Origin of the sequence: Quyinboa sediminis (assembly GCF_042219855.1) — a bacterium.
In the GTDB taxonomy this organism is placed as follows: domain Bacteria; phylum Bacteroidota; class Bacteroidia; order Bacteroidales; family UBA5342; genus JBHJHP01.
The window spans coordinates 695,336-720,091 of sequence record NZ_JBHJHP010000002.1 but is presented as its reverse complement, the minus strand read 5'-3'; the positions used below and the strand labels follow the sequence as shown (position 1 = coordinate 720,091).

Sequence of the window (24,756 nt, the reverse complement as noted above, 5' to 3'; positions counted from 1 at the left end):
TGCGAAGCATTGTATTGAAGAAAGAAAAAGAATGGTCACTTCGATACGAATCTCAGATTCTACTCAGTGACCGGGTAAATAATCTTTAAACTAAATTTCTGGTAATCAATACTTACAGCTTACTGAGTGCTGCGTAGCAGTGTATCGAAGGAAGCAATATAATAGTCACTTCGATATGAATCTCAGATTCTACTCAGTGACCGGGTAGATCATGTTAAAAATAAATCGTTATTGTAAAGAACTTGCAGCTTACTGAGTGCTGCGTAGCAGTGTATCGAAGGAAGCAATATAATAGTCACTTCGATACGAATCTCAGATTCTACTCAGTGACCGGGTAGATAATCTTTAAACTAAATTTCTGGTAATCAATACTTACAGCTTGCTGAGTGTTGCGAAGCAATGTATTGAAGATATGCATGGTATTACTTTAACTTATCATTATTCCTATGCCGCTCACTGTCCCGACTGTTTTTCTTATCTATATTTTTCATAATAGCTGACTCAAGGTCAATACCGGTTTGATTAGCCAGACAAACCAGCACCCACAATACATCAGCCATTTCATCTTCCAGATTAAGTATTTCTCCGGGCTTGGTTGATTGATCACCATATTTTCTGGCCATAACTCTTGCGAGTTCTCCAACCTCTTCCGAAAGAATTGCCATATTTGTCAATTCACTGAAATATCGAACACCAACAGTGTTAATCCATTGATCTATAGCTGTTTGCAATTCTTTAATAGTCATATCTGCTTGTCTTTCAGTGCTTTATACAATAATTGTGATTTAGCCTTTCCGATAACTCGTTCAAGGTCCTCAAGTTTTGCTTCCTCAATTTTCTTTGAGGATCCAAATTCTTTAAATAAAATTTCTAGCGTATTTGGACCGATTCCTTTGATTGCTTCCAATTTCGACGAAATAAAATTAGCAGATCTTTTGTTACGGTGAAAGGTAATTCCAAAGCGATGCGCCTCATCGCGCATCTGCTGAATTAATTTAAGGGTATATGAATTCTTATCCAGATATAATGGTATACTATCTCCCGGTTTAAAAATTTCTTCGAGACGTTTTGCAATACCAATCAATGCTGGTCTTTTTTCAAATTTCAGCTTATCAAGAGCTGCAACAGCGGCACCTAATTGCCCTTTACCTCCATCAATAACAATAAGCTGAGGAATCTGCTCACCTTCATCCAGTAAGCGTTTATATCTTCTGAAAACAACCTCTTCCATAGAAGCAAAATCATTGGGTCCTTCCACTGTTTTAATGTTGAAATGACGATAATCCTTCTTTGATGGTTTTCCGTTTTTAAATACCACACAGGCTGCAACAGGATTTGTACCCTGTAAATTTGAGTTATCAAAACATTCCAGATGAACCGGTAAATGATCCAGATGCAGATCGCTTTGTACAATTTTCAGTTTTTCGACGATATTCTGCGATTTATCCAGTTGTTGTTTTTGCTTTTGTTTTTCTGCTCTGAAGTATTTTAAATTACGTTCAGACAAATCCAACAGGCTTTTTTTATCCCCTTTCTGAGGCACAGTAAACCTGATGTCATCCAGTTCCATGTTAAGCTTAAATGGTACAATTAATTCCTTTGAAGTACTGTGAAAACGTTGTCGTATATCAAAAAGTGCTGTTAATAAAAGGTCCTCTTTATCCTCCTCAACCCGCTTTTTTATTTCCATGGTATGGGCCTGGATAACACTTCCATCCACTACTTTGATAAAATTTACGTAAGCTTCCTTCTCGTCATCAATAATTGAAAATACATCAACATTTGATATTTTAGGGTTGACAATAGCTGATTTGCTTTGATATTTTTCAATAATTTCAAGACGTTGTCTGTAGCTTTCGGCCTGTTCAAATTCCAGTTTTTGGGCAGCCTCAGTCATGAGATTTTTTAAATAATGTTTCACTCCGGAAATATTTCCCTTAAGAATTTGCCGTATATGATCAATATTTTCCTCATAATCTCCCCTTTCCTGAAACCCGACACATGGTCCTTTACAATTGCCGATATGATATTCCAGGCAGGTTTTAAACTTTCCTGCATTGATGTTCTTATCCGTAAGACTAAGGTTACAGGTTCTGAGTTTATAGAGTTGCCGGATCAAACCCAATATGGTATTCACCATATGAACTGAGGTATATGGTCCAAAATATTCCGAACCGTCCTTTATGATTTTCCGGGTCTTAAAAACACGGGGGAAAGATTCATTCTTTATGCAGATCCAGGGATAGGTCTTATCATCTTTAAGCATGACATTATATCGTGGCTGATGTTCTTTTATCATGTTATTTTCCAATAAAAGGGCATCCTGTTCGGTTTGAACGACAATATGCTTAATGGTATGAATCTTCCTTACAAGGACCGATGTCTTGGCAGAATCATGTGTTTTTGTAAAATAAGAACTGACTCTTTTCTTTAAATTCTTTGCTTTTCCAACATAAATTAATTTACCATCCCTGTCATAATATTGGTAGACGCCCGGTTTACCCGGTAAGTTTAATACCTCCTTTTTCAGATCATCCTTATGTTGGTCCTCACCTTTCACAGGCCAAAATTAAAATTGAATCAAAGAGAAAACATCACTCTTTTCGTTAAGTTTTTCAATGCCTTTTAATGTAAGTAATTCAACGATAAAACTTACATAAAGACCTGAAGGATTAAATCTGTTAACCAGTTTTATTGCAGCTTCCATTGTACCTCCGGTAGCCAGTAAATCGTCATGCAGTAAAACAACATCTCTTTCGCTAAGGGCATCCTTATGAATCTCGATTTTATCTGTACCATATTCCAGGTCATAATGTTCACTGAAAACATCAGAAGGTAGTTTACCGGGTTTACGAATCGGTACAAATGCTGCTCCAAGTTTATACGCAATTACAGGTCCTAAAAAGTAACCCCTGGACTCCACGCCAACGACCTTAGTAATACCACTGTCCTTGTATCTGTCTACAAATAAATCGACTGTTGCAGCAAACAATTTCGCATCCTTAAACAGTGTGGTTAAATCCTTAAATACAATTCCTTTTTTAGGAAAGTCATAAACATCACGAATGGATGCTTTGATCTGTTCAATTTTCATTCTCTTTTTTTTATTGAATTGTTCCACGTGGAACATAAAATTTAGCGCCCCATAAGAACCAACAGAACGTTAATATCTGAAGGAGATACTCCAGATATTCTACTCGCCTGCCCAATCGTTTCAGGATTAATTTTTGTGAGTTTCTGCCTGGCTTCTGTTGACAGATTTAATAGATCCTTATACTCAAACCGATCCTTAATTTTAATATCTTCAAGCCTGTTAAGTTTATCTGCTATTATTTTCTCCCTGTTGATATAACCCTCATACTTAACAAGAATTTCAGCTGCCTCAACTATTTCTTCCTTACGATTAGGAATTTCATCAATTAAAGCTTTAAACTTCGGCACCATATCAGCAAGATCACTAAATGTTACCTGTGGACGTAAGGCCACATCCCGCAACTTTACACCCTGTTTAAGCGGGGCAGTACCAAGTGCCTCAAGCTTATCATTAATTTTATCCTTTTTTACAGAATATGTATTAACGAAATCAATAATTTTATCACGCCATACCCGCTTTTCGTCTAACAATTGTTTACGGTGGCTTGTGGCCAGACCTAAACTATGACCTAATGGCGTTAATCTCATGTCGGCATCATCCTGCCGAAGTAGGATTCGGTATTCAGCCCTTGAAGTAAACATACGGTAAGGTTCATCAACACCTTTATTAATAAGGTCATCTATGAGTACTCCAATATAAGCCTGATCCCGGTTCAGTATGAATTCCTGACCTCCATGAACCTTTAGGTGTGCATTAATTCCCGCCATTATGCCCTGTGCACCAGCTTCCTCATACCCGGTTGTTCCATTAATCTGTCCCGCAAAGTACAGATTTTCAACCAGTTTAGTCTCTAATGTATGCTTTAATTGCGTAGGATCAAAGAAATCGTATTCAATAGCATAACCGGGACGATAAATCTTTGCATTTTCAAACCCGGGTATCATTCTAAGTGATTGATACTGAACCTCTAAAGACAATGATGAGCTAAATCCGTTTAGATAAAACTCCTGAGTATTCTCTCCCTCAGGTTCCAGAAACAGCTGATGTCTGTCCTTCTCTTCAAAGGTAACGATCTTTGTTTCAATACTTGGACAATAGCGTGGTCCTATACTTTTGATCGTACCGTTGTATAACGGAGAATCTTCAAGACCTTTTCTTAAGGATTCATGTACATCCCCGTTGGTATGAGCGATATAACATTTTCTCTGTTTCAGCTTCTTTGCCTGGTGATCCAGAAAAGAGAATTTATGAAAATCATCTTCTCCTTCCTGCGGAATAAGCTTTGAAAAATCAATCGTCCTTCCATCAATTCTAACCGGTGTTCCGGTTTTCATTCTACCGGTTACAAATCCGAAATCCGATAGTTGATCAGACAAGTGATATGAAGCAGGTTCAGATACACGACCGCCGCCCAACTGTACACGTCCTATATGCATCAAACCATTCAGAAAAGTACCATTCGTTAAAATCACACATTTGGCATGAAATTCCACATTAAACGCCGTCCTGACACCAATAACGGTGTTTCCTTTAAATATCAGCTGCTTCACTGTGTCCTGCCATAAATCCAGGTTATCTGTATTCTCAAGAATATGACGCCAGCGCTCAATAAATCTGAACCGATCGCTTTGTGCCCTCGGACTCCACATGGCCGGTCCCTTTGAACGATTCAGCATTCTAAACTGTATTGCTGTATCATCTGTCACTATACCAGCCTGCCCACCGAGCGCGTCTATTTCCCGAACGATCTGACCTTTGGCTATTCCCCCCATGGCCGGATTGCAACTCATTTGTGCAATTTTATTCATATCCATCGTTATGAGCACAGTTCTGGAGCCCAAATTAGCGGCTGCAGCTGCGGCTTCACAACCGGAATGACCGGCACCTACCACAATTATGTCGTAATCGAATCTCATGCTAATTAAATTTCAGTGCAAAAATAATAAATCAAAAGGATAAGTTGGAAAGTGCAAGATTTTCCTGCTTTGTCATCTCCTTTTTATCTTCCGGAGATTTATCTTTATAACCACAGAGATGTAGCACTCCGTGAATAATAACCCTGAAAAGCTCGTTCTTTTCGTTTCTAGCGAATTTCTCTGCATTAAACCTGATCATGTCCACAGAAATAAAGATATCTCCTGAAACGCGCTTATTTTCGCTATAATCGAATGTTATAACGTCAGTATAGTAATCATGGTTCAAATATTGCCTGTTAATATTCAGTAAATAGGCATCGGAACAGAAAATTACGGAAATGTTCCACGTGGAAAGAGCTCTATCGTCGATAGTTCTGATAATCCAGTCGCTGATTTTATCCTGATCAAAGTCGGGCATATCAATATCTTCAGCAAAAAAACAAATTTCCATACTATCGGGCTATCCAGTATTCCGGGTTATTTTTAGCTGAACCTTTATATATTTCGAAATGAAGCACCGTTTTACCATTAAACTCATCGGTGTAAATTTTACCTAAGATTTGTTTGGTATCCACAATATCTCCTTTCTTAACATATACTTCAGATAAATTCGCATAAAACGTCAAATACTCACCATGGCGGATTATGACGCCAAGGTTATATCCCGGTAAAGTATAAACACCGGTTACTGTTCCTTTAAATATTGATCTTACCGCCTCTCCGTCGTCAGTCTGAATATCAATACCTGGATTATCAACCGTTACTGTCTTCTCGATTTCGTGTTTATGTTCACCATATTTCGATATGATAATACCCTGTTCCACCGGCCAGGGTAACTTACCTCTATTTTTATCAAACTGGTCTGATACCAGTTTTTCTTCAGGTGTTAATACAAACTTTCCAGGTGTTGAATTTTCCTTACCCTCATTATTTTTACGGATCTCCTCTGCAATAATTTTTTCAATGACCTTATTAAGTTCATCCATCTTGCTTTGTTGCTGTGAAAGCTGCTTTTTCAGGTTTCTTTCCTTTTTCTTCAGGTCTTTCACAAACAAATCCTGTTTCTTTTGTTCCTGCTGTAAATTGTACTGTTCCTTTGTTTTTGAATCCAGCAATCCCAGTTTTTCATCACGCTTCTTTTCAACTCCTTTTAATTCCTTTTCAAGGTCTTTTTGCATGACCACCAATAATTCGCTTTGTTGCTTTCTGAAACTACTGAATTCATGCAGATAACGTATACGCCTGTATACCTCGCCTAAATCCTTACCAGAAAAAACATACATAAGCCTGTTTTGAGCGTTTCTTGTTTTCCATGTATGGTAAACTGCGCTTTCATACTCCTTTTTTAACTTTGCTATTTCTGATTCCAGGTTAGATATGTTGTTACGTTTTTCCACAATATCTGCATCAATCAGCTGAATTTCCTGGTTAATTCCGCTTATTAACTGTTTACGATTATCAATCTGCTTACCTATAATTGTAATTTTATTTAAAGAAGTTCTTGTATCCTTCTGTGTTTTCTCCAAAAGTTTATTGGTATACTGTATTTCCTTCTGCGTTTTTTCCCTTTGCTTTCTGAGCTCTTCAAGACTCTGTGAAAAAGCAGATAATGAAAATAATACGATAGAAATTATTAAAACAGTTTTTTTCATTTGTAGTTAACTCTGGTGTACTTATCAGATATACTAAAAGGAAAATTTAAAGGTTTATTCAGTTCAGCGCTTTTATAGTTAAGCTCAAGTTTATCAATGGTATTACCTTTCATAAACGATATATACAACACATTTGGTATAAAAGCCACTTCTTTTTCATCAAAATATGACCCATACGTAATGTCGAGTGAAGATCCACCTGAAAAATCTGTAACCAATATACGCTTAATTTTCAAGTTTTTAGCATAAAAGTATTCAATGCCAAAATTAGACTTTTCTCCGGGAATAAAATACTCCAACGCATAAAATTCCTCTGTTTCCCTGAAACTACGCGGAGAATATGCACTATTTTCAGCAAATACATCATAACCCAGTAAAAACGATTGGACCAGTTCAAAATCTGCCGGAAGACCGGATTTCCTGATCCAACCTGTCAAAGCATCGTGGTAATATGTTTTATTATACCGGTCAATATATCCCACCGAATCCCTATCCAGCTTAAGACGGAACAACTCAATACCCATAAGAGGAGATACTGAAACCATTAAAGTACTGTCGTTTCTTAAACGGATAAAACCTTTGAAATTCTTTTTTTCATCGGAACCGGAATACTCAGCCGTAAACTTTGATATTTCGAGTGTTTGGAATGAGTTATTCTGCCTGGATTCCAATAGTTTGATGAAGCGTTTTTCATGAAGTCCGGAGTAAACCTCAGATGAAATAACACTTCTCTTTGTCACACCACACGAGACAAACAATACAGGAAAGATGAAAACAGCGATATATATAACCGTTCTTTTGATCACAATTCAACCAGTTCGCCCGATTCTATTTTTTTATCCAGTTCTGGTGAGTCATATCCTGAAGCCTTGGCTTTTTTCCACCACTCCATGGCCTTATCCTTATCACCGGTCTTAAACAAAATATCACCATAATGTTCAAAAACCTCACCATTATCGTCGGTAAGTTTATCCACAGCCTGTTCCATAAAATACTTTGCCATACTGTAATTTCCCTTTTTGTAGAGAATCCAAGCATACGTATCAAGATAGGTACTGTTTTTGGGTTCTAGCTCCACACACTTTGAACTCATTTCAAGCGCTTTATCCAGATCATGTCCTTCAAGTGACAGATAATAACTGTAATTATTAAGTACCAGGAGATTATGATCATCCAACTGTAGCGCTTTGTCGTAGTATTCAAAGGCATCTTTACTTTCACCCAGCTTGTAATAGGTATCTCCTATATTGGAATAAAACTGCCCTTTCATGTCTTTGTTATCCGCTGGGCTGTATACTGCCCCTTTTAGAAAAGCATTCAGAGCTGTTTTATAGTCTTCATCCTGAAATGCACCAATTCCTTTATAAAGATAAGCCTGAGGCATTGCAGGCTGGGCATCAATGGCATGGTCTGCCGTTTCAATAACCTTTTTCCAATCCTGATCATCCAGATAAAAACCGGCAATCTGTAGCCATGTTTCATAACGGGAAGGATCAAGTTCAACAACCTGCTTAAACTGTTCCAGTGCATCTTCTTTCTGGTTCTGGCTCAGTAAGAAATTTCCATAATAGTAATGCAGATCAGGTTCGTTCGGATGTTTGTCCAGCATAATATTCACAAGACTTACCAGGTTTTCTGTTTTTGTGGAATCTTTTGTCGTCTGCATCATGTACTGAACCAAAATTCGTAGTTTATTCTCGAACGGTATAGAAGTGCTTTCAAATGCCTTAACCAGTTCCTGCTGAGATTTTTCCGGCTCATTTAATATATCATAATAACCCGCTAGGGACATGTGAACCGGACCATAATCAGGATTGATAGCAATGGCCCTGTTATACTCCTTAAGAGCTTTTTTGTAATCTTTTCCGTCAATATATGCATCACCCAGCAAAACATGATATCTTGGCTGATTTGGATATTCGTTTTTAAGATTTTCAATTTCCTGAATTGCCCCTTTCAAATCATTGGCCTGAAGATACAGATTGTGCTTTTCGAGCGAAACAGGCTCACTTATACCATTTTCCTTCTCCAGTTCATCATAAACTGCAATGGCGTCCTTATATTTCTTTTGTTGCGTTAATAGTGCGGCGAGATGATACTTGTATTCCTGCTTATTCGGAAACTTCTGTGTCAGTATCCGATATTGTAAAGTTGCATTATCATAATCCTTGTTTTGCTCGTACAATCCGGCCAGATAATACCTGTACCATTCGTTATCTGAATTATAATCCGCGGCGGTTTTTATATTTTTAATGGCATTCTTTACATCCTGTGAAGCCAGGTATAACTTACCCAACTCAAAATATGTTGCGGCACTTTTAGGATCAATACTTAAACATTCGCTCAGCATTTTAGCAGCCCGTTCAAGGTCACCGTTCAGTTTAAAACGGTTTGCTTCAATAAAAAAGTAATCAAACTTGCGCTGATTTTCTTTCGATAATTTTGTCTGGTGAGTTGCTGCTTGTTCAACTACAGCTACCTTTTCTACTGTTTTACACGATGAAAGTGTAAGTATCAGAAGAAAGGTGTAAATACTAATTTGCTTAATCATTTTTTTAATGTTTACCGGTATGACCAAATCCTCCTGCTCCTCTTTCTGTTTCCTCAAGAAGCTCCACTTCGTGCCAGTCCACCGTTTCGTGTTTTGCAATAACCATCTGACAGATCCGTTCTCCATCGTTGATCACAAAGGGATCATTCGAAAGGTTTACAAGAATAACGCCAATTTCCCCGCGATAATCAGCATCTATAGTTCCGGGGGTATTTAATACTGTAATACCTTTTTTGTATGCCAGTCCGCTTCTGGGTCGTATTTGCGCCTCATAACCTTCAGGCAATTCAATGAATAAACCTGTTTTAATCAGTGCTCTTTCAAGTGGATTTAAGGTAACCGGTTCATCAATGTTAGCTCTTAAATCCATACCTGCTGATAGAATTGTACTGTAAGCCGGTAAATCGTGCTTTGATCTGTTGACAATTTTTACTTTCATAATTTTAAAGTATCAGGTATCAAGTATCAGGTATCAGGATTTTTGAACTCAAATCAATCTTAATTCATAATTGTACATTAGTCTTGATACTTGAATCTTGATACTTGTGTCTATATTCTGCTAAAATAGTATTTTCAAATTCTGGTAAAATGCTTTACATAAAACGTTTAACCATTTATAACACTTAATGTTTGAATAGTTTAAATAATTTTTCTTTTCGAAGGATATATATTAAATAACCTAAAAGCAGTACACCACTAAGGGCATATTTGATGTTGCCCATTGGCTCAATCAGCTGAATATCGATGACATACAACAAGCCTCCAATAAGGATGTACATAAATATTTTTTTTATTTCATATTTAACAGGATAATATTTCTGCATCAAAAAATAAGAAATAACCACCATGGTGAAATAGCAGACGAAATTCGCCCATGCTGATGCGATATATCCATATTTGGGTACAAATATAATGTTGATTCCAAGGGTAATAACAGAACCTAAAATAGCCAGCCATGCGCCATAAATTGTCTTATCCGTCAGTTTATACCACAACGATAAATTAAAGAAGATACCGAACATTAAATTCGCGGTCAACACTATTGGTACGACCTTTAAACCCGAATGATAAGATGAACTGATAAAATATTTTACAATATCGATATAAAACATTACACCCAGGAAAATAAAAATGCCAAGAATAATAAAATACTTCATCACGTCAGCATATTCCCTGGTAGAATTGGATTCCTGCTTATGTTTAAATATAAAGGGTTCAAATGCATAACGAAAGCCTTGTGTAAACATGACCATGATAACGGCTATTTTATAATTGGCACCGTATATACCCAGCTGAGTTCTTGCATTTTCAGTTCCATCAATTAAAAAAGGATATAAAATTTTATCTCCGGATTGATTGATGATTCCCGCAATACCCACAATGAGAATTGGCCATGAATATTTTAGCATGCGCTTCAGTAGACTGAAATCAAAATCTAACTTAGCCTTTATAATTTCAGGCAACAGCATAATCAATACGATACCGGAAGAAAACAGGTTGCTGACAAACACATATTTGACTCCATAATCAGGATTATACAAAGACGAAATTAACCCGTTAGGATTACTTTTATGCCAGGCCGGTAAAATAATGAAAAAGAAAAGATTAAGAAAAATATTCACACCAACCAAAACAATCTTAACGAAGGCAAAGCGAAGTGGTCTGTTGGTGTACCTCAACCTTGCAAACGGAATGGCCGTAAAAGCATCCATGGCAACGATGATACCCAGCATGATTAATATATCCCTGTAATTTCTGTATTCCAGAAATACCGATATAGTTTGAATAAAAAGTACAACGATTAAAATAAATAACAGACTCGTAAATCCAACGGATATAATACTTGTACTGTAAACTTTTGTTTCTCCTTCCTGCTTATTGGAAAACCTGAAAAAGCCTGTTTCCATGCCATAAGTGAGAATGACCAACAGGAGAGCAGTCCAGGCATAGAGATTGATTACAATACCATAATCGGCCTGATTTTCAAGTTTATAGGTATATAAAGGAACCAGTAACCAGTTTAAAATACGGGTGAATATGGTTGTTCCGCCATAAATGACCGTATCTTTTGCCAGTTGTTTTATCTTATTTGCCAATGCAAAATGAAATTAAAATAACACATTATCGCCCGGATTAAACCTGCTTTTTCCTAGGTGTTTATAGGCTAGCTCAGTCACCTCTCTACCACGTGGCGTGCGTTTAATAAACCCTTCCTTAATCAGAAACGGTTCATAAACCTCTTCAATGGTACCGCTATCCTCTCCTACTGCAGTGGCTATCGTATTTAACCCCACAGGCCCGCCTTTAAATTTATCAATGATGGTAGTCAGAATTTTATTATCCATTTCATCCAGACCATGTTTATCAATATTTAAGGCTTCAAGGGCATATTTTGTGATCTCTAAATCAATGGAACCGTCTCCCTGAACCTGGGCAAAATCCCTTACCCTACGAAGTAAGGCATTGACAATTCGGGGTGTACCACGACTGCGTCCGGCAATTTCATGAGCTGCATCATTCTTTATTTCAACATTCAAAATTCCGGCTGACCGTTTAACGATGTGACTTAAAATCTCTGAATCGTAGTACTCCAAATGGCAGTTAATACCAAATCTTGCTCTTAGCGGACTAGTTAATAATCCTGATCTGGTTGTTGCACCAATCAGTGTAAAAGGATTCAAATCAATCTGAATAGAACGTGCACTAGGCCCTTTATCAATCATGATATCGATGCGGTAATCCTCCATGGCCGAATAGAGATACTCTTCCACTACGGGACTTAAACGATGAATCTCATCAATGAATAACACATCATTGGGTTCAAGATTTGTTAATAAACCTGCCAGATCTCCAGGTTTATCGAGAACAGGACCAGAAGTCAGCTTAAACCCAACACCAAGTTCATTGGCAATGATATTGGATAAGGTGGTTTTTCCGAGTCCCGGAGGTCCATGTAACAGTACATGATCCAGGGCTTCTTCCCGTTGTTTGGCAGCCAATACAAAGACCTGCAGATTACTGACAATTTTCTTCTGACCTTCGAAATCGTCGAAAATTAAAGGTCTCAGTCTATTATCAATATCCCCTTCCCGTTCTGAATTACTTAAATCCCTGATATCAATATCGTCCATGGAAAATGGTTTGCCTCAAAAATAGTAATAAAAAAGATTTAAGACATAAGACGCAATACATAAGATATTTTTTATTAATAACGATTAATGAACAATTAAGCCTGCCAGAATATAATTTAAAATTTACGAGAATCAATTTTTCAGTATCAGGTATCAAATATCAGGATTTTTTACCGCTCTTAAAATTCCCCGCTGATAATATCCAGCTTATGAAAGAAGAAGTATAATTTTTTTGTCTTGATTCTTGTGTCTTATGTCCTGATTCTAAATTATAATCCCAACTTTTCTGAAATTTCAAGCATTTTAAGGATGGGCTTTTCGGCTTTCTCTCGTAATTCTTCATCCAGCGTTATTTCCGGAAGTTCGTACTTCAGACAGTTGTATAATTTTTCCATGGTATTCACCCGCATAAAATTACATTCATTACAGGCACAGGTTGAATCGTTTGGAGGTGCCGGAATAAATTCCTTAGCCGGACTCTTTTTCCGCATCTCATGCAGAATACCGGATTCCGTTGCCACAATAAACCGGTTCTTTGGTGATTGTGCAGAGTATTTTAAAAGAGATGAAGTGGAACCAATATGATCTGCAACAGTGAGCACAACTTTTTTACATTCAGGGTGAGCCAGAATTTCCGCATCAGGGTAGTCCTTTTTCAGATCCAGAATCCGTTCAAGAGAAAACTGCTCATGTACGTGACACGCTCCATCCCATAATACCATATTTCGTCCGGTAACACTGTTAATATAATTACCAAGGTTACGGTCAGGACCAAAAATAATCTTCTGATCTTCGGGAAAACTCTCCACAATCTGCTTTGCATTGGTTGAGGTTACAACCACATCGGTCAGTGCTTTTATCTCAGCCGTTGTGTTCACATACGAAACGACAACATGATCGGGTCTTTCTTTTACAAATTTTTCAAAATCCACTGCATTACATGATTCTGCAAGAGAACATCCTGCATTCAGATCCGGAAGAATCACTTTTTTATCAGGACAAAGGATCTTGGCTGTTTCGGCCATAAAATGCACACCGCACAACACAATGATATCAGCTTCTGTTTTTGAGGCCCATTGTGCCAGCGCCAGACTGTCTCCCACGAAATCTGCTATCTCCTGAATCTCGTCCCGCTGGTAGAAATGCCCCATTATGACTGCGTTCTTCTCTTTTTTTAGTTTTTCAATCTCAGCAGCCAGGTTCAAATTTTTTTCGACGGGTGCGTCCACATAACCTTTTTCCAACATACAATATATATTAATAGATATAATTTAAAATAATATGATTATTATAATAGCTTGTTAATAGCGTTGAAAAATAAATGTAATTTATGTTGCATATCTCGTTATTATCATCCGGTAAAAATTGAAGTAACACGCTATTGACAACAATGTGTATTAAAATAAGTTGAAAATCAATACATATCAACTGTTATCCACAATCTGTTAATTACCGGCAAAGTTAAAAAATATTAGGGCTGTTAATCCTTAAAAAGTGTTGAAATTGGATGGATAATTTACCTCGTAAAAAACAATAACTATGCTTTGATAATTGTAATATTTTGTTAATTCATGTTACAAACTTTAAATGCAAGAGGAATTCTTTACAAAGTTTGGATTAGAAATCAACAGTTATTAACAAGGGTGTTAACAAGGAATGCTGGTGAAAGATAATTTAATTAAGCCTATATTAATTAACTTGTAAACAAAGCATTACACCTTAAAAAATATTTTTCTGAAATCATATTCAGCAGAATGAAGCGATAATACGTAGGTTCCGGTTGGAAGATCATTAAGATTACAGGAAAAACTTGTGTTATTTTCAAAAGCAGATTCATAATGTTTTACCAATCGACCATTTAAATCCAGAATTTTAATCAGGTAGTTTTGGTTTACCGGCTGATTAAAATATAGGGACAGGGTTTGATTGTTTTTATCATATTGAACTACCGGTGAATTTTCATTTTGGTCCGGTTCATTTAGAGGTGTTGCATTCTTAATAATTAGATTTAGCGTTTCAGTTGAAAGCTTTTCGGAAGAACTGCAAGTTATGATAAGTACAACATTTTGTGTTTCGGCAGAGGTAAATGTATAATTCCAGTCCGTCAGGTTTTCGTTTTTTGATTGTACAACCTCATCATTTATTAAAAGATCAATGTGATCAATTGCATGCATAAATCCACTTGTATCGAGATTGAAGTTAACCGGTTGTGCTACATGATAAGGTTCAGGTGTTTCAACCGTAAGGTTTAACTGTGGGTATTTTCGGATCATAAAATCCAGGTTCCATTCATCGGCATTAAATGGCTGCATGGTTTGCTGATATTGCGGATAACCACCTACTTCGGTTTCATAATTTATAATTTTACCTTCCCGGTTTATCAAATCATTAATGATACGAATATCTACAGAATCGCGCATCCAGGGCGTTGCACCGGCATTGTGAATCACATTTGCCTCTACTTCATCAACAGAAAGCAGAGCAATATTATCGTTCCACACAGGTATTTCCGTTACAATATTTGCAGCATCACCGGTATAAAAGGTTGCATTACCTCCATTTACATTAAGGGCCCTATTATTGTTCATATAAATTTTGCAAGGTCCGGCATGAACCTTCATAAGTGGCGTATTCAATGAACTGATTCCGAGTTGCATATAATTTCCTATAATGGACATTTCTCCCGATTGCCATTCATAGCCTTCCCATTCAGCAGCGTTTAATGCATAATGAATGGCTTCTTTACCCGGATCGTAAATCATATTATTAACGATTACCCCCCTGGCTCCACCTTTAAAAAGGGGATTTCTGGAATTATTATGGGCATACAGATTTTTCAGAATGGCAATATTGGTGGCATTGTCATGAATGAGTGAACCCATGGAATGCAGCCCTTTGGTGTGCGTGGCATAAGCCAGGGCTTCAGCAATTATGCAGTTGCTGATGGTAACATCATGCGATGTATTGTTGCGCCAGTCATCCGGGGTGTCTCCTTCAAAGCGCGGACCCGATGCCGAACAGTTTTCATCCACAGCCCAGGAAAAAGAGCAATGGTCAATGATAACAAAACTCCCGCTAACGGTTGACAAGCCATCCGGTTCCCATCCTGTATTTTTACCTGCTGCACCGGGTCTGATCCGAATATGCTGAAGGATGACATCGTGTGTAGCGATGTTTGTCTGGCCATTAATGATCGTAATTCCGGGATAAGGCGCTGTTTGTCCTGCGATGGTCAGAAATGGATTTTTAATGCTGATATTCTGTGCATTCAAATCAATAACACCGCCAACTTCAAAAACCACAATTCTTGGGAATGATGCCAAAACAGCTTCACGAAACGATCCGGGTCCACTGCTGTTCAGATTGGTGACTCTGATAATTTCACCACCCTGTCCGCCCTGAGTTGCATTGGCCCAGCCTTCAACACCATAAAACGATGTCTGTTGTGCAATTGTGATTTGTACTGATAGCCATACCAGTACGATGTATGGGATAAGTTTCATCTACAACAGATTAAAGTATAAATGTAAGAAATTTGCCGATAAAACTGCTTGTACAATTGCATCCTCGTTTCAAAATATGGATGTATAAAAGGAGAATTTAGTTTAATGTATATTTATTTTCTATTTAAGTTGGTGTAAGTTTGTTTACCTAATGTATCTACGGGAGGCAAACAATAAGAAGGTTTTTCACGATCTTCCAGTTTATTTAAAATTGTCAATGCTTCATCTAATTTTCTGATTTGTTCAAAATCAGCGTTATTCTTTACAGCCTGTTTTTTAGTATCATCCAGGATATCTTCAACATGTTTAGCTAAGTCTTTCATGGATACAAATTTATTTAGTATTTAAATCAATCGGTATCATAAATTCTCTTCCAACGCTGTAGGGAATTAGTTCTTTATGTTGTAACCGTCCTATAATTAAAGCAGGATGGGTATTAAACTTCTTCGCAAAATAGATAATATCATCTTCATCCAATGGTACTGCCTTAAGAATTTCTGCTTCCTGAATTTTACTAAATGTCCATTTTTCTGCAAAATCATGTGCTTGCTGTTCTTTTTCAGGATCAGCTTCAGAAAAATTAATGTTTTCAAGAGAGATGTATTTTTTACCATGGAGCAAAATATGTCCGGCTTCATGAAAAAAAGTAAACCAAAACCGGTCATTTTGTTTGTATCTTGCAGTTAATTGTATAACAGGTGTATCTTTAATCCATCTGGTAGAACCACTTAAAGGAGTTTTTGGTAATTTTGGTGTGTAAAAAACTTTTATCCCTGCTTGTAAACACAAATATTGTAGTTCAGAAAAGAAATTATCAGGCTGTTTGGCCATTAAATTTTTAATTAACGGTAGAACCTTTTGAAATTCTTTTTTATTGTATTCCGGAGCATTAATCTGTCCAGCCTGTATTTCTCCCTGTCTTAACCATGCCGATATCGCATGTGGTTCATGGGTATGTGCTAAAGATGCATAAGCAGCTACTTTTAATTCACTTTTCATATAAAGACGATCCCAGGCCTCATATGTGGAAACACCAAAATAATCAAAAAGGTAAATAGTTTTTTCTTGCAGTTTGCGGGTTTTTGGTACCCAGTTATTATTTGCCATTTCTGCATAAGGAAAACTTCTGGTCCATTCTTCTGCCCTGTCCACATCGTGTTTCCTGTTTAAACGGGCTCTATATTCATTATATCGTGCTTGTTTATTGATCCAAAAATGTGCAGGAATTTTAGTGATATTTTCAAACAAAATGGCCATTTCCGGTGTAATTGAACTTTCACCTTTTAGTATTGCTATAACTGTTTTTTCAGGTTTACCTGTTCTTAAAGCGAACTCCTTACGGCTCATACCCAGTTCTTCAAGTTTTTCATTTAATGTTTCACAAGGATGCAGAACTTCTTCGGGATAATATTCATTTAGTGTTGCCATTTGTTAACCTTCTTTATGGTAATTGATGACTTCAATTATTTCTAAACTTTTAATTTCAATGAGTATTTGTTTTCCGGCATTGTCCTTTGGTATCGGATCTTCAGCAGGTTTAAAAATCAGTCTGTAGGGGTGGTCTAAATCGCATGACCAATGATCTTGTCTGTTATGTGTTAATTGATGAAACCTTCCGGGCAAATATTCCAAATCTGCAAAACTTTCGGAATCACTCATATCTTCAAGTCTTCTCTGAAATAGTTTTGCTCGTTTTTGCCCCATTTTTTTAATGGCCAATTTATTATCGTTGGCATATTTTCTGAGGTTTCTGTCTGCAAAGATAATAATCATTTGGAAATTATAAAATTAATTTACACTTAGTGTTAGTTAAAATATTTTTAAAAATAAAAAAATTACGTCTGAAATGATGATTTTTTCCTCAGTATAATTAATTGATAAAAGGGCTGTTTTAAATAATAATGGATTAAAAATAAGACTATTATAGCGAAATAGCAATAAATGGTATCAGAAACATTGTATTAAGACACAAGTATCATAACAGAAATTTTTATTGTGGAAGATAAAATATCGTCACAGACGATGATGAGGAAAAGTTAAAATGTTAGCTTATTCTATGGTACTGCATCAACACCATCATCTGTTGGAATCACTTTCTGAATGGTTCCGTCTTCTTTGTAATACAGGTAATCCACATTAATGCTCCGTCTGTATCCTTTAAATTTCATGTTGGGTGAATCTTTTGGGGTCCGTTTTAAAAACAGATCCGAATCATGATAAAATAGGTACCACTGTCCCTTGTATTCCACAATGGAATGGTGATTTGTACCACTGCTGACTTCATCTAAAATTACTCCCTGATAGGTATACGGTCCCAAAACATTCTTTGAAGTGGCATACACAATTTGCGGTCCTGTAACGCCCTTTTCTCCCCAGGTGGAATAGGAGAGGTAATATGTTCCATTGTATTTATGTACCCAAACAGCTTCGAAAAAATCTTTGGCTCCTTTCACCTGTTGAACAGGACCATTATAAGTGATCATGTCATCGTTAAGTTTCACTACATTAATATCCAGCTGTCCGAAAAAAAGATAAGGAGTGCCATCTTCATCTATAAATATACAGGGATCGATAAAATCACGTTTGTTCACCACACCCGGACTGTCTTTGGTTACCAGTGGTTTTCCAAGTGCATCTTTAAACGGACCTGCAGGCGAATTACCAACGGCTACACCAATTTTGGATTCATCTGTTGGAAAGTAGAAATAGTATTTGCCGTTTTTGTATGCACAATCCGGTGCCCAGGCTTTTTCATTTGCCCACGAAACGGAATCAAGGTGCAATGCTACGCCATGATCGGTCCAGTCTTTCAGGTTTGCAGAAGAATAGACATGATAATCAATCATATCAAAGGTTTTACTGTCATCCTTGTCGTGTGAAGGATACACATACATGCTTCCGTTAAATACATGTGCTGAAGGATCTGCAGTATATTGTTTGGTGATGAACGGATTTTGAGCAGATGTTGGCCAAACGCCCGATAAAAGAAGGATTAAAAACAGAAAAAGAGATTTATTCATAATGGTAAAACTGATCTGCTAAATTACAGAATATTCCCAATGTTTTCAATGGTTGTAAAGACGCGATTAATCGCGTCTCCACTTTCCTGCAATTTAAATCCAAACTAAATAAATGTTCCGCAAAATTTGATATTGTTGAATATAAGACATTTATACATATTTTGTTGCAGGTATGATACAAGGAAATTAGAATATTATCGCAATTTTACGCAAATTATTAAAAATATTTGCGTAAAATCACGCAACATAATATAAAACGTCATACATTTGCAGTGAAAATATAATGCAAATGGCAAGGAAAACAGTATCACTTAAGGATTTGGCACAGGAACTAAATGTTTCTGTATCTACCGTGTCAAGGGCATTAAAGAATCACCCTGATATCAGTCAGGAAGTTATTGATAAGGTCAAAGCGTTAGCAAAAGAACGAAATTACCGTTCCGCAAATTTTGCGGAAACAACTCATCTTACCAGCACCAAAGCTATTGGTGTTATCGTACCAAACCTTGAGCGCAGCTTTTATTCATCTATTATAAGTGGTATTGAGAATTATGCCAAGCGTAAAGGATACTTTATCATAATAGCCAATTCCCGCGAATCGTACGACAAAGAGAAGGAATGTGTTGAAAACCTGATTGGTCTCAACGTAGAAGGCCTGATCATGTGCCTGTCTCAGGAAACACAGGATAACTCACATTTTGACCTTGCAAGAAGCAAGGATATTCCAGTGGTATTTTTCGATCGTGTTTGCAGGACCAATGAATTTTCATCCGTGGTTGCCAATAATTCAGAGGCAGCAAAGGATTTAACAAATCATTTATACCAAACCGGAAGCCGCAGAATTGCACATATTGCCGGTCCTAAAAAACTTTCGATTACGCGGGATCGTGTTTCGGGTTATCTGAGTGGATTACAGGAAAATGATCTGAAATACAATGAAGAACATCTGGTGTATTCAGATCTGACACCTGTTGGAGCTAAAAAAGCAATAGATAAGCTAATGAAATCAGCCGAAACGCCTGATGCCATTTTTTGTGTAAACGATACAGTGGCGTATGTGGTGATGAAGGAATTAAAGGAACGTGGATATAAAATTCCCCAGGACATTGCAGTTACAGGTTTTAATAATGAACTGCATTCCGATTTTGTGGAACCAACATTAACTACGGTGTCTCATCCCACCTTTGAAATGGGAGAGGAGACAGCCCGCCTGCTGATTCGTCAGCTGCAGTCAGAACACAAACATTCACCACGGCAGATCGTGATGAAGACAGAGCTTGTGATCAGGGAATCGTCGATTAAGAACATGTAAAAAATATCAAAAAGAACGCATTATGAAATTGAACAGGAAGATTAAAAACATTGAGAAGGCACCGGAGCGGATCATTCAGTTTGGAGAAGGCAACTTCCTTCGTGCTTTTGTGGACTGGATGGTTGATGAGATGAACAGAAAAGCCGGATTTAACAGCAGCGTGGTTTTGGTTCAACCGATAAATTTCGGAATGGTGGATAAACTGAATGAACAGGATGGACTGTATACATTAGTTTCAAAAGGAATTAAAAACGGAAAGGCTTTGAAAGAATCACAGGTTATTGGTTCAGTATCAAGAGGTTTGAATCCGTATACGCAATACGATGAATACCTGAAACTGGCTGAGAATCCGGATATGCGTTTCATCGTTTCCAATACAACTGAGGCAGGTATTACATTCGATGCAAATGATAAGCTAAATGATCAGCCGGCATCTTCTTTTCCTGCAAAACTGACAGCCTTACTTTATCACCGTTTTATAACATTCAATGGAGATGCTTCAAAAGGATTTATTATTCTGCCTTGCGAACTCATTGATCGGAACGGGGATAAACTGCAGAAATGTGTCAGACAATACTGTGATCTGTGGAGTCTTGACCGTGAATTCATCAACTGGCTGGATACGGCAAATGTATTCACCAACACGCTGGTTGACCGTATCGTTCCAGGGTTCAGTCCTGAATCTGCCAAAGAGGTAAAAGAGAAAGAAGGATATGAAGATAATATGGTGGTTGACGGTGAGCAGTTTCACCTTTGGGTCATCGAAGGTCCGCAATGGATCAAAAATGAAATCCCTGCTGAAGCGGCCGGTTTGAATGTATTGTTTGTGGATGATGTTACACCATACCGTACCCGTAAAGTACGTCTGCTGAACGGTCCACATACGGTTATGACACCTGTAGCTTATCTGTGCGGAATTGAATATGTGGGTGATGCCCTGGAAGATGAGTTGATGGGACAGTTTATCCAGCAAACCATAAACAATGATATCATTCCGGCTCTGGATATGCCTAAAGAGGAACTGGAAAAATTTGCGGCAGAAGTTCTGGACAGGTTCCGCAATCCTTTTGTAAAGCACGCCTTGATGAGTATCTCGCTGAACTCCATCTCTAAATTCAAAGCACGTGTGCTTGATACGATAAAGGAATACAACGCCAAATACAACGAACTGCCAAATAACCTGGTATTATCACTTGCAGCCCTGATGGCATTTTACAAAGGTGAATTCAATGGTAAAGCCATTACTTTAAAAGATACCGACTATGTACTGAGCTTTTTCAATACCAACTGGAAGAAACTCGAAAATAAAGAGATGAACCTTGATGCGTTTGTTCAGGTGTTTTTAAGCAACCAGATGATCTGGGGCGAGGATCTGACAAAAATCGAAGGATTGTGTGAACGGACCGCATTTTACCTCGATAAAATCATTCATGAAGGCATGGAAGAGGTGGTTAAGTCAGTCATTTCTATTGAAGCATAAACAAAAAATTAGCGCATAATACTATTTCAATGTCAAAGCATATTTTAATTGATCCTGAGGATAATGTGGCTGTTGCACTGGCGGATCTGGCCTACGGAACAGAGGTGGAGCTTAACGGGAGCAGGATTATTTTGAAAAGTGACATCCCAAGAGCACACAAGTTTGCCATTGCCGATATAAAAAAGGATGCCCACATTGTAAAATACGGATATCCCATCGGACATGCCACTGCTGAAATTGCACAGGGTGATCATGTGAACGAAAGGAATATCAAAACAAACCTTTCGGGTGTGCTGGATTACAAATTCAATCAGTCGCTTTCGGATGTGGAATACCCTCAGCGTAACATCACCTTTAAAGGCTATAAACGAAAAAATGGGGATGTTGGGATCCGGAATGAATTGTGGATTGTGCCGACGGTTGGCTGTGTAAACGGCATCGGAGACCGCATGCTCAATGCCTTAAAGGCTGAGGCAGGCGACTTAAAAGTGGATGGCATTGAAATCTTTAAGCATAACTACGGGTGTTCCCAGCTGGGTGATGACCACGAAAACACGCGTAAGATTTTAAAAGATATAGTGCTGCATCCTAATGCTGGTGCAGTATTGGTACTGGGATTGGGTTGCGAGAACAACCAGCCCAAGGATTTTAAAACATTTCTTGGTGATTTTGATGAAGATCGTGTAAAGTTCCTGGTGACGCAGGAAGTTCAGGATGAATTTGAGGAGGGCATGAAAATTCTGCGCGATCTGTATGCCAAAGCCGGTACTGACAAAAGGGAAGATGTTCCCTTGTCAGCACTGAGGCTTGGTTTAAAATGTGGTGGTTCGGATGGAATGTCGGGTATTACCGCGAATCCGTTGTTAGGTAAGTTAACCGATATCCTTGTGAGCCAGGGTGGAACAGCTGTGTTAACAGAGGTGCCGGAGATGTTTGGTGCGGAAACCATTTTAATGGACCGGTCAAAAGATGCAGCAACCTTTGATAAAACGGTTCATCTGATCAATGATTTTAAAGCCTTTTTTATAGAGAATAAACAACCGATTTACGAAAATCCTTCGCCCGGAAATAAAGCAGGAGGCATATCTACGCTCGAAGAAAAATCGTTGGGTTGTACGCAAAAATGCGGTAAGGCAACAGTGAATGATGTGTTGATGTACGGAGACCGGATTTCGGTTAACGGACTGAACCTGCTCAGCGCTCCGGGAAATGACCTGGTAGCCAGTACAGCCTTAGGTGCAGTCGGATGTCACATGGTGCTGTTTACCACCGGAAGAGGAACACCATTCGGAAGTTTTGTTCCCACCATGAAAATATCTTCCAATACACCGCTGGCAAAGAATAAGCCACACTGGATTGATTTTAATGCAGGACCGGTTGCGGATGAAGGTAAATCGATGGATGATCTGGCGGAAGAATTCCTGGCATACATTTTAAAGGTGGCAGAAGGAGAAAAGGTAAATAATGAAAAATACGGATATCGTGAGATTTCCATTTTTAAATCTGGTGTAACATTATAGTTTTATTCATAATAAATGTTTGATTAATACTTAGATTGGCTTTGGACAGCTACAAAAACCCTTCGGAATTCCGAAGGGTTTTTTGCTTAGGGATAATGACCGGGTGAATATAGCCATAATCCAGATATTCACCCGGTCACTAAACGGGTCAGGCCAACTGAGGTCTGTTCCCTTTAAGGAAGCAAAGGGTGCAGGGAAGCCGCATCTTTACCAGGTTTAAAAATTTTCGCACTTATCGGGCTCTTGCAACACGATTTAATTCAAAATCTACCATAAAGGCACTCCTAAGGAGTGCATTATAAAACATGGAATATAACTTTATTTAGTCATGAAACAGTAGCTATCAGCTGGATTATTTTAAGAGGGCCGTAGGTCCCGATAGTTTGGTATAAACCATGTATACCAAATATATTGAGCGTCGTAGGTGCGAACGATGAAAGGAAGAAAATTAACAAGGATAAATAGTTTGCGTAACACCCCGGGCAGGTTTTAAAAATATTCCCTAATTTTGCCGCAAATTATTTAGCATGGAACACGAGGAAATGAATAAAGAGTTATCCAGTAAAATATTGGATTGCCTCACACAGTACAGGTTTAAAGCTGATGAAGCCACGATTGAAAAGGAACTGAACAGCATTAAAGCGAAAGTTGATGAAAATAAGTCAGAGGACGTTTATAAAACCATTTTCAGTCTGATTGACCTGACAACACTGAATATACAGGATAACCGGACCCGGATCAATGCCTTTGTAAATAAGGTAAACCAGTTTCAGTCAAATTTTAAGGATGTACCCAATGTAGCAGCTATCTGCACCTGGCCATCCTTAATTGGGCAGGTTCGGGATACCCTGACCGTTGAAGGAGTTTCCTGCTGTGCTGTTTCTGCCGGTTTTCCGGAATGGCATACCTTTACAGAGGTAAAAATTGCAGAAACCAGTCTGACCATTATGGATGGTGCCGATGAAATTGATATAGTGATCAATGTCGGAGAATTACTGGATGAAGATTACGATCATGTATTTGATGATATTTCAGAGATCAAATCAGCCTGTGGCGAAAAAAAGCTGAAGGTTATTCTGGAAACGGGTGCACTTAAATCCACAGAAACCATTAAAACAGCTTCCATTATTGCCATGGAAGCCGGTGCGGATTTTATTAAAACATCTACAGGTAAAATTTCTCCGGCTGCTACACCCGACGCATTTTTGGTGATGGTGAAAGCCATAAAGGAATTTGGAGAGAAATCAGGGAAGAAGATTGGTATTAAACCAGCAGGTGGAATATCCACCACCGAAGAAGCATTGCTCTATTATACCATAGTAAAAGAAGTATTAGGTAAAGAATGGCTGAATAATAAATTCTTCAGAATCGGAGCCAGCCGCCTGGCCAACGATGTGCTGGGACAGATTACAGGAAATGAGGTAAAATATTTTGGTTAAAGCAGACTCGTCCGATGACTTCGGATTCATCGGATGAGTAGACCAGAATGGTAGAGACGCGATGAATCGCGTCTCTACTGGTTTTATATAGATACATTTTCGCTAAAAATTTTTAAATTATACCGGCTTAATGCGGCT

Annotated in this window: 21 protein-coding genes; 4 read left to right on the top strand and 17 right to left on the bottom strand. The window is 37.9% G+C overall.

The genetic code is table 11. From position 1 onward, the window contains the following. Window positions 1–422 precede the first annotated feature (422 nt). From ACE1EF_RS08065 to ACE1EF_RS07985, 17 genes are all read right to left on the bottom strand, one after another. Window positions 423–746 (bottom strand): nucleotide pyrophosphohydrolase, encoded by a 324-nt coding sequence (locus tag ACE1EF_RS08065; RefSeq protein ID WP_375720130.1) that lies wholly within the window; start codon window positions 744–746, stop codon window positions 423–425. Beyond that, entirely contained in the window at window positions 743–2,560 is a 1,818-nt protein-coding gene (uvrC, locus tag ACE1EF_RS08060) for an excinuclease ABC subunit UvrC (protein ID WP_375720129.1), read from the bottom strand. The genes ACE1EF_RS08065 and uvrC overlap by 4 nt, the downstream gene beginning before the upstream one ends. A gap of 9 nt (window positions 2,561–2,569) precedes the next feature. Further along, window positions 2,570–3,094, bottom strand: a complete 525-nt coding sequence (locus tag ACE1EF_RS08055; protein ID WP_375720128.1) for an adenine phosphoribosyltransferase — start codon at window positions 3,092–3,094, stop codon at window positions 2,570–2,572. A 41-nt stretch (window positions 3,095–3,135) separates the two neighbouring features. Next, complete coding sequence (mnmG, locus tag ACE1EF_RS08050) at window positions 3,136–5,010, bottom strand: tRNA uridine-5-carboxymethylaminomethyl(34) synthesis enzyme MnmG (protein ID WP_375720127.1); 1,875 nt, start codon at window positions 5,008–5,010, stop codon at window positions 3,136–3,138. A gap of 31 nt (window positions 5,011–5,041) precedes the next feature. Then, the gene (gene ybeY / locus ACE1EF_RS08045; RefSeq protein WP_375720126.1) at window positions 5,042–5,461 is read right to left on the bottom strand and encodes an rRNA maturation RNase YbeY; all 420 of its coding nucleotides are present in this window, start codon (window positions 5,459–5,461) and stop codon (window positions 5,042–5,044) included. A gap of 1 nt (window position 5,462) precedes the next feature. Beyond that, window positions 5,463–6,662, bottom strand: a complete 1,200-nt coding sequence (locus ACE1EF_RS08040) for a murein hydrolase activator EnvC family protein (protein WP_375720125.1) — start codon at window positions 6,660–6,662, stop codon at window positions 5,463–5,465. After that, window positions 6,659–7,468 (bottom strand): lipoprotein insertase outer membrane protein LolB1, encoded by an 810-nt coding sequence (gene lolB1 / locus ACE1EF_RS08035; protein WP_473774485.1) that lies wholly within the window; start codon window positions 7,466–7,468, stop codon window positions 6,659–6,661. Before lolB1 ends, ACE1EF_RS08040 begins: the two co-directional genes overlap by 4 nt. Next, window positions 7,465–9,213: a tetratricopeptide repeat protein gene (locus ACE1EF_RS08030; RefSeq protein WP_375720123.1), complete on the bottom strand. Its 1,749-nt coding sequence runs from the start codon at window positions 9,211–9,213 to the stop codon at window positions 7,465–7,467. The genes lolB1 and ACE1EF_RS08030 overlap by 4 nt, the downstream gene beginning before the upstream one ends. Before the next feature lie 4 nt (window positions 9,214–9,217). Beyond that, window positions 9,218–9,652 carry a dUTP diphosphatase gene (gene dut / locus ACE1EF_RS08025; RefSeq protein ID WP_375720122.1) on the bottom strand — a complete coding sequence of 145 codons (435 nt, stop codon included), beginning with the start codon at window positions 9,650–9,652 and terminating at the stop codon, window positions 9,218–9,220. A gap of 184 nt (window positions 9,653–9,836) precedes the next feature. After that, window positions 9,837–11,309 carry a lipopolysaccharide biosynthesis protein gene (locus tag ACE1EF_RS08020; RefSeq protein ID WP_375720121.1) on the bottom strand — a complete coding sequence of 491 codons (1,473 nt, stop codon included), beginning with the start codon at window positions 11,307–11,309 and terminating at the stop codon, window positions 9,837–9,839. A gap of 12 nt (window positions 11,310–11,321) precedes the next feature. Beyond that, complete coding sequence (ruvB, locus tag ACE1EF_RS08015) at window positions 11,322–12,344, bottom strand: Holliday junction branch migration DNA helicase RuvB (protein ID WP_375720120.1); 1,023 nt, start codon at window positions 12,342–12,344, stop codon at window positions 11,322–11,324. Window positions 12,345–12,613: 269 nt separating this feature from the next. Further along, complete coding sequence (gene nadA, locus ACE1EF_RS08010; RefSeq protein ID WP_375720119.1) at window positions 12,614–13,591, bottom strand: quinolinate synthase NadA; 978 nt, start codon at window positions 13,589–13,591, stop codon at window positions 12,614–12,616. Between the two features lie 465 nt (window positions 13,592–14,056). Further along, window positions 14,057–15,847 (bottom strand): T9SS type A sorting domain-containing protein, encoded by a 1,791-nt coding sequence (locus tag ACE1EF_RS08005; protein ID WP_375720118.1) that lies wholly within the window; start codon window positions 15,845–15,847, stop codon window positions 14,057–14,059. A gap of 113 nt (window positions 15,848–15,960) precedes the next feature. Next, window positions 15,961–16,170: a hypothetical protein gene (locus ACE1EF_RS08000; RefSeq protein WP_375720117.1), complete on the bottom strand. Its 210-nt coding sequence runs from the start codon at window positions 16,168–16,170 to the stop codon at window positions 15,961–15,963. A 10-nt stretch (window positions 16,171–16,180) separates the two neighbouring features. Beyond that, window positions 16,181–17,275, bottom strand: coding sequence for an ImmA/IrrE family metallo-endopeptidase (locus tag ACE1EF_RS07995; RefSeq protein ID WP_375720116.1), 1,095 nt, complete (start codon window positions 17,273–17,275; stop codon window positions 16,181–16,183). A 3-nt stretch (window positions 17,276–17,278) separates the two neighbouring features. Then, window positions 17,279–17,620, bottom strand: a complete 342-nt coding sequence (locus ACE1EF_RS07990) for a type II toxin-antitoxin system RelE/ParE family toxin (RefSeq protein WP_375720115.1) — start codon at window positions 17,618–17,620, stop codon at window positions 17,279–17,281. A gap of 281 nt (window positions 17,621–17,901) precedes the next feature. Beyond that, the gene (locus ACE1EF_RS07985; RefSeq protein ID WP_375720114.1) at window positions 17,902–18,867 is read right to left on the bottom strand and encodes a family 43 glycosylhydrolase; all 966 of its coding nucleotides are present in this window, start codon (window positions 18,865–18,867) and stop codon (window positions 17,902–17,904) included. 289 nt (window positions 18,868–19,156) lie between these two features. On the opposite strand from ACE1EF_RS07985, the gene ACE1EF_RS07980 reads away from it, so the two are divergent. From ACE1EF_RS07980 to deoC, 4 genes are all read left to right on the top strand, one after another. Then, the gene (locus tag ACE1EF_RS07980; RefSeq protein WP_375720113.1) at window positions 19,157–20,179 is read left to right on the top strand and encodes a LacI family DNA-binding transcriptional regulator; all 1,023 of its coding nucleotides are present in this window, start codon (window positions 19,157–19,159) and stop codon (window positions 20,177–20,179) included. A gap of 22 nt (window positions 20,180–20,201) precedes the next feature. Beyond that, a complete protein-coding gene (locus tag ACE1EF_RS07975) occupies window positions 20,202–21,659 on the top strand; it encodes a tagaturonate reductase (protein ID WP_375720112.1) in 1,458 nt (485 codons plus the stop codon). A 29-nt stretch (window positions 21,660–21,688) separates the two neighbouring features. Next, entirely contained in the window at window positions 21,689–23,179 is a 1,491-nt protein-coding gene (locus ACE1EF_RS07970) for a UxaA family hydrolase (RefSeq protein WP_375720111.1), read from the top strand. A gap of 527 nt (window positions 23,180–23,706) precedes the next feature. Further along, complete coding sequence (deoC, locus tag ACE1EF_RS07965) at window positions 23,707–24,618, top strand: deoxyribose-phosphate aldolase (protein WP_375720110.1); 912 nt, start codon at window positions 23,707–23,709, stop codon at window positions 24,616–24,618. Window positions 24,619–24,756: the final 138 nt, after the last annotated feature.

What these genes read in the sequence shown, in the direction of transcription:
- ACE1EF_RS08065 (WP_375720130.1), bottom strand. Translation starts at nt 746, where the DNA reads ATGACTATTAAAGAATTGCAAACAGCTATAGATCAATGGATTAACACT.
- ACE1EF_RS08055 (WP_375720128.1), bottom strand. Translation starts at nt 3,094, where the DNA reads ATGAAAATTGAACAGATCAAAGCATCCATTCGTGATGTTTATGACTTT.
- mnmG (WP_375720127.1), bottom strand. Translation starts at nt 5,010, where the DNA reads ATGAGATTCGATTACGACATAATTGTGGTAGGTGCCGGTCATTCCGGT.
- ybeY (WP_375720126.1), bottom strand. Translation starts at nt 5,461, where the DNA reads ATGGAAATTTGTTTTTTTGCTGAAGATATTGATATGCCCGACTTTGAT.
- ACE1EF_RS08040 (WP_375720125.1), bottom strand. Translation starts at nt 6,662, where the DNA reads ATGAAAAAAACTGTTTTAATAATTTCTATCGTATTATTTTCATTATCT.
- ACE1EF_RS08030 (WP_375720123.1), bottom strand. Translation starts at nt 9,213, where the DNA reads ATGATTAAGCAAATTAGTATTTACACCTTTCTTCTGATACTTACACTT.
- dut (WP_375720122.1), bottom strand. Translation starts at nt 9,652, where the DNA reads ATGAAAGTAAAAATTGTCAACAGATCAAAGCACGATTTACCGGCTTAC.
- ruvB (WP_375720120.1), bottom strand. Translation starts at nt 12,344, where the DNA reads ATGGACGATATTGATATCAGGGATTTAAGTAATTCAGAACGGGAAGGG.
- nadA (WP_375720119.1), bottom strand. Translation starts at nt 13,591, where the DNA reads ATGTTGGAAAAAGGTTATGTGGACGCACCCGTCGAAAAAAATTTGAAC.
- ACE1EF_RS08005 (WP_375720118.1), bottom strand. Translation starts at nt 15,847, where the DNA reads ATGAAACTTATCCCATACATCGTACTGGTATGGCTATCAGTACAAATC.
- ACE1EF_RS08000 (WP_375720117.1), bottom strand. Translation starts at nt 16,170, where the DNA reads ATGAAAGACTTAGCTAAACATGTTGAAGATATCCTGGATGATACTAAA.
- ACE1EF_RS07995 (WP_375720116.1), bottom strand. Translation starts at nt 17,275, where the DNA reads ATGGCAACACTAAATGAATATTATCCCGAAGAAGTTCTGCATCCTTGT.
- ACE1EF_RS07990 (WP_375720115.1), bottom strand. Translation starts at nt 17,620, where the DNA reads ATGATTATTATCTTTGCAGACAGAAACCTCAGAAAATATGCCAACGAT.
- ACE1EF_RS07985 (WP_375720114.1), bottom strand. Translation starts at nt 18,867, where the DNA reads ATGAATAAATCTCTTTTTCTGTTTTTAATCCTTCTTTTATCGGGCGTT.
- ACE1EF_RS07980 (WP_375720113.1), top strand. Translation starts at nt 19,157, where the DNA reads ATGGCAAGGAAAACAGTATCACTTAAGGATTTGGCACAGGAACTAAAT.
- ACE1EF_RS07975 (WP_375720112.1), top strand. Translation starts at nt 20,202, where the DNA reads ATGAAATTGAACAGGAAGATTAAAAACATTGAGAAGGCACCGGAGCGG.
- ACE1EF_RS07970 (WP_375720111.1), top strand. Translation starts at nt 21,689, where the DNA reads ATGTCAAAGCATATTTTAATTGATCCTGAGGATAATGTGGCTGTTGCA.
- deoC (WP_375720110.1), top strand. Translation starts at nt 23,707, where the DNA reads ATGGAACACGAGGAAATGAATAAAGAGTTATCCAGTAAAATATTGGAT.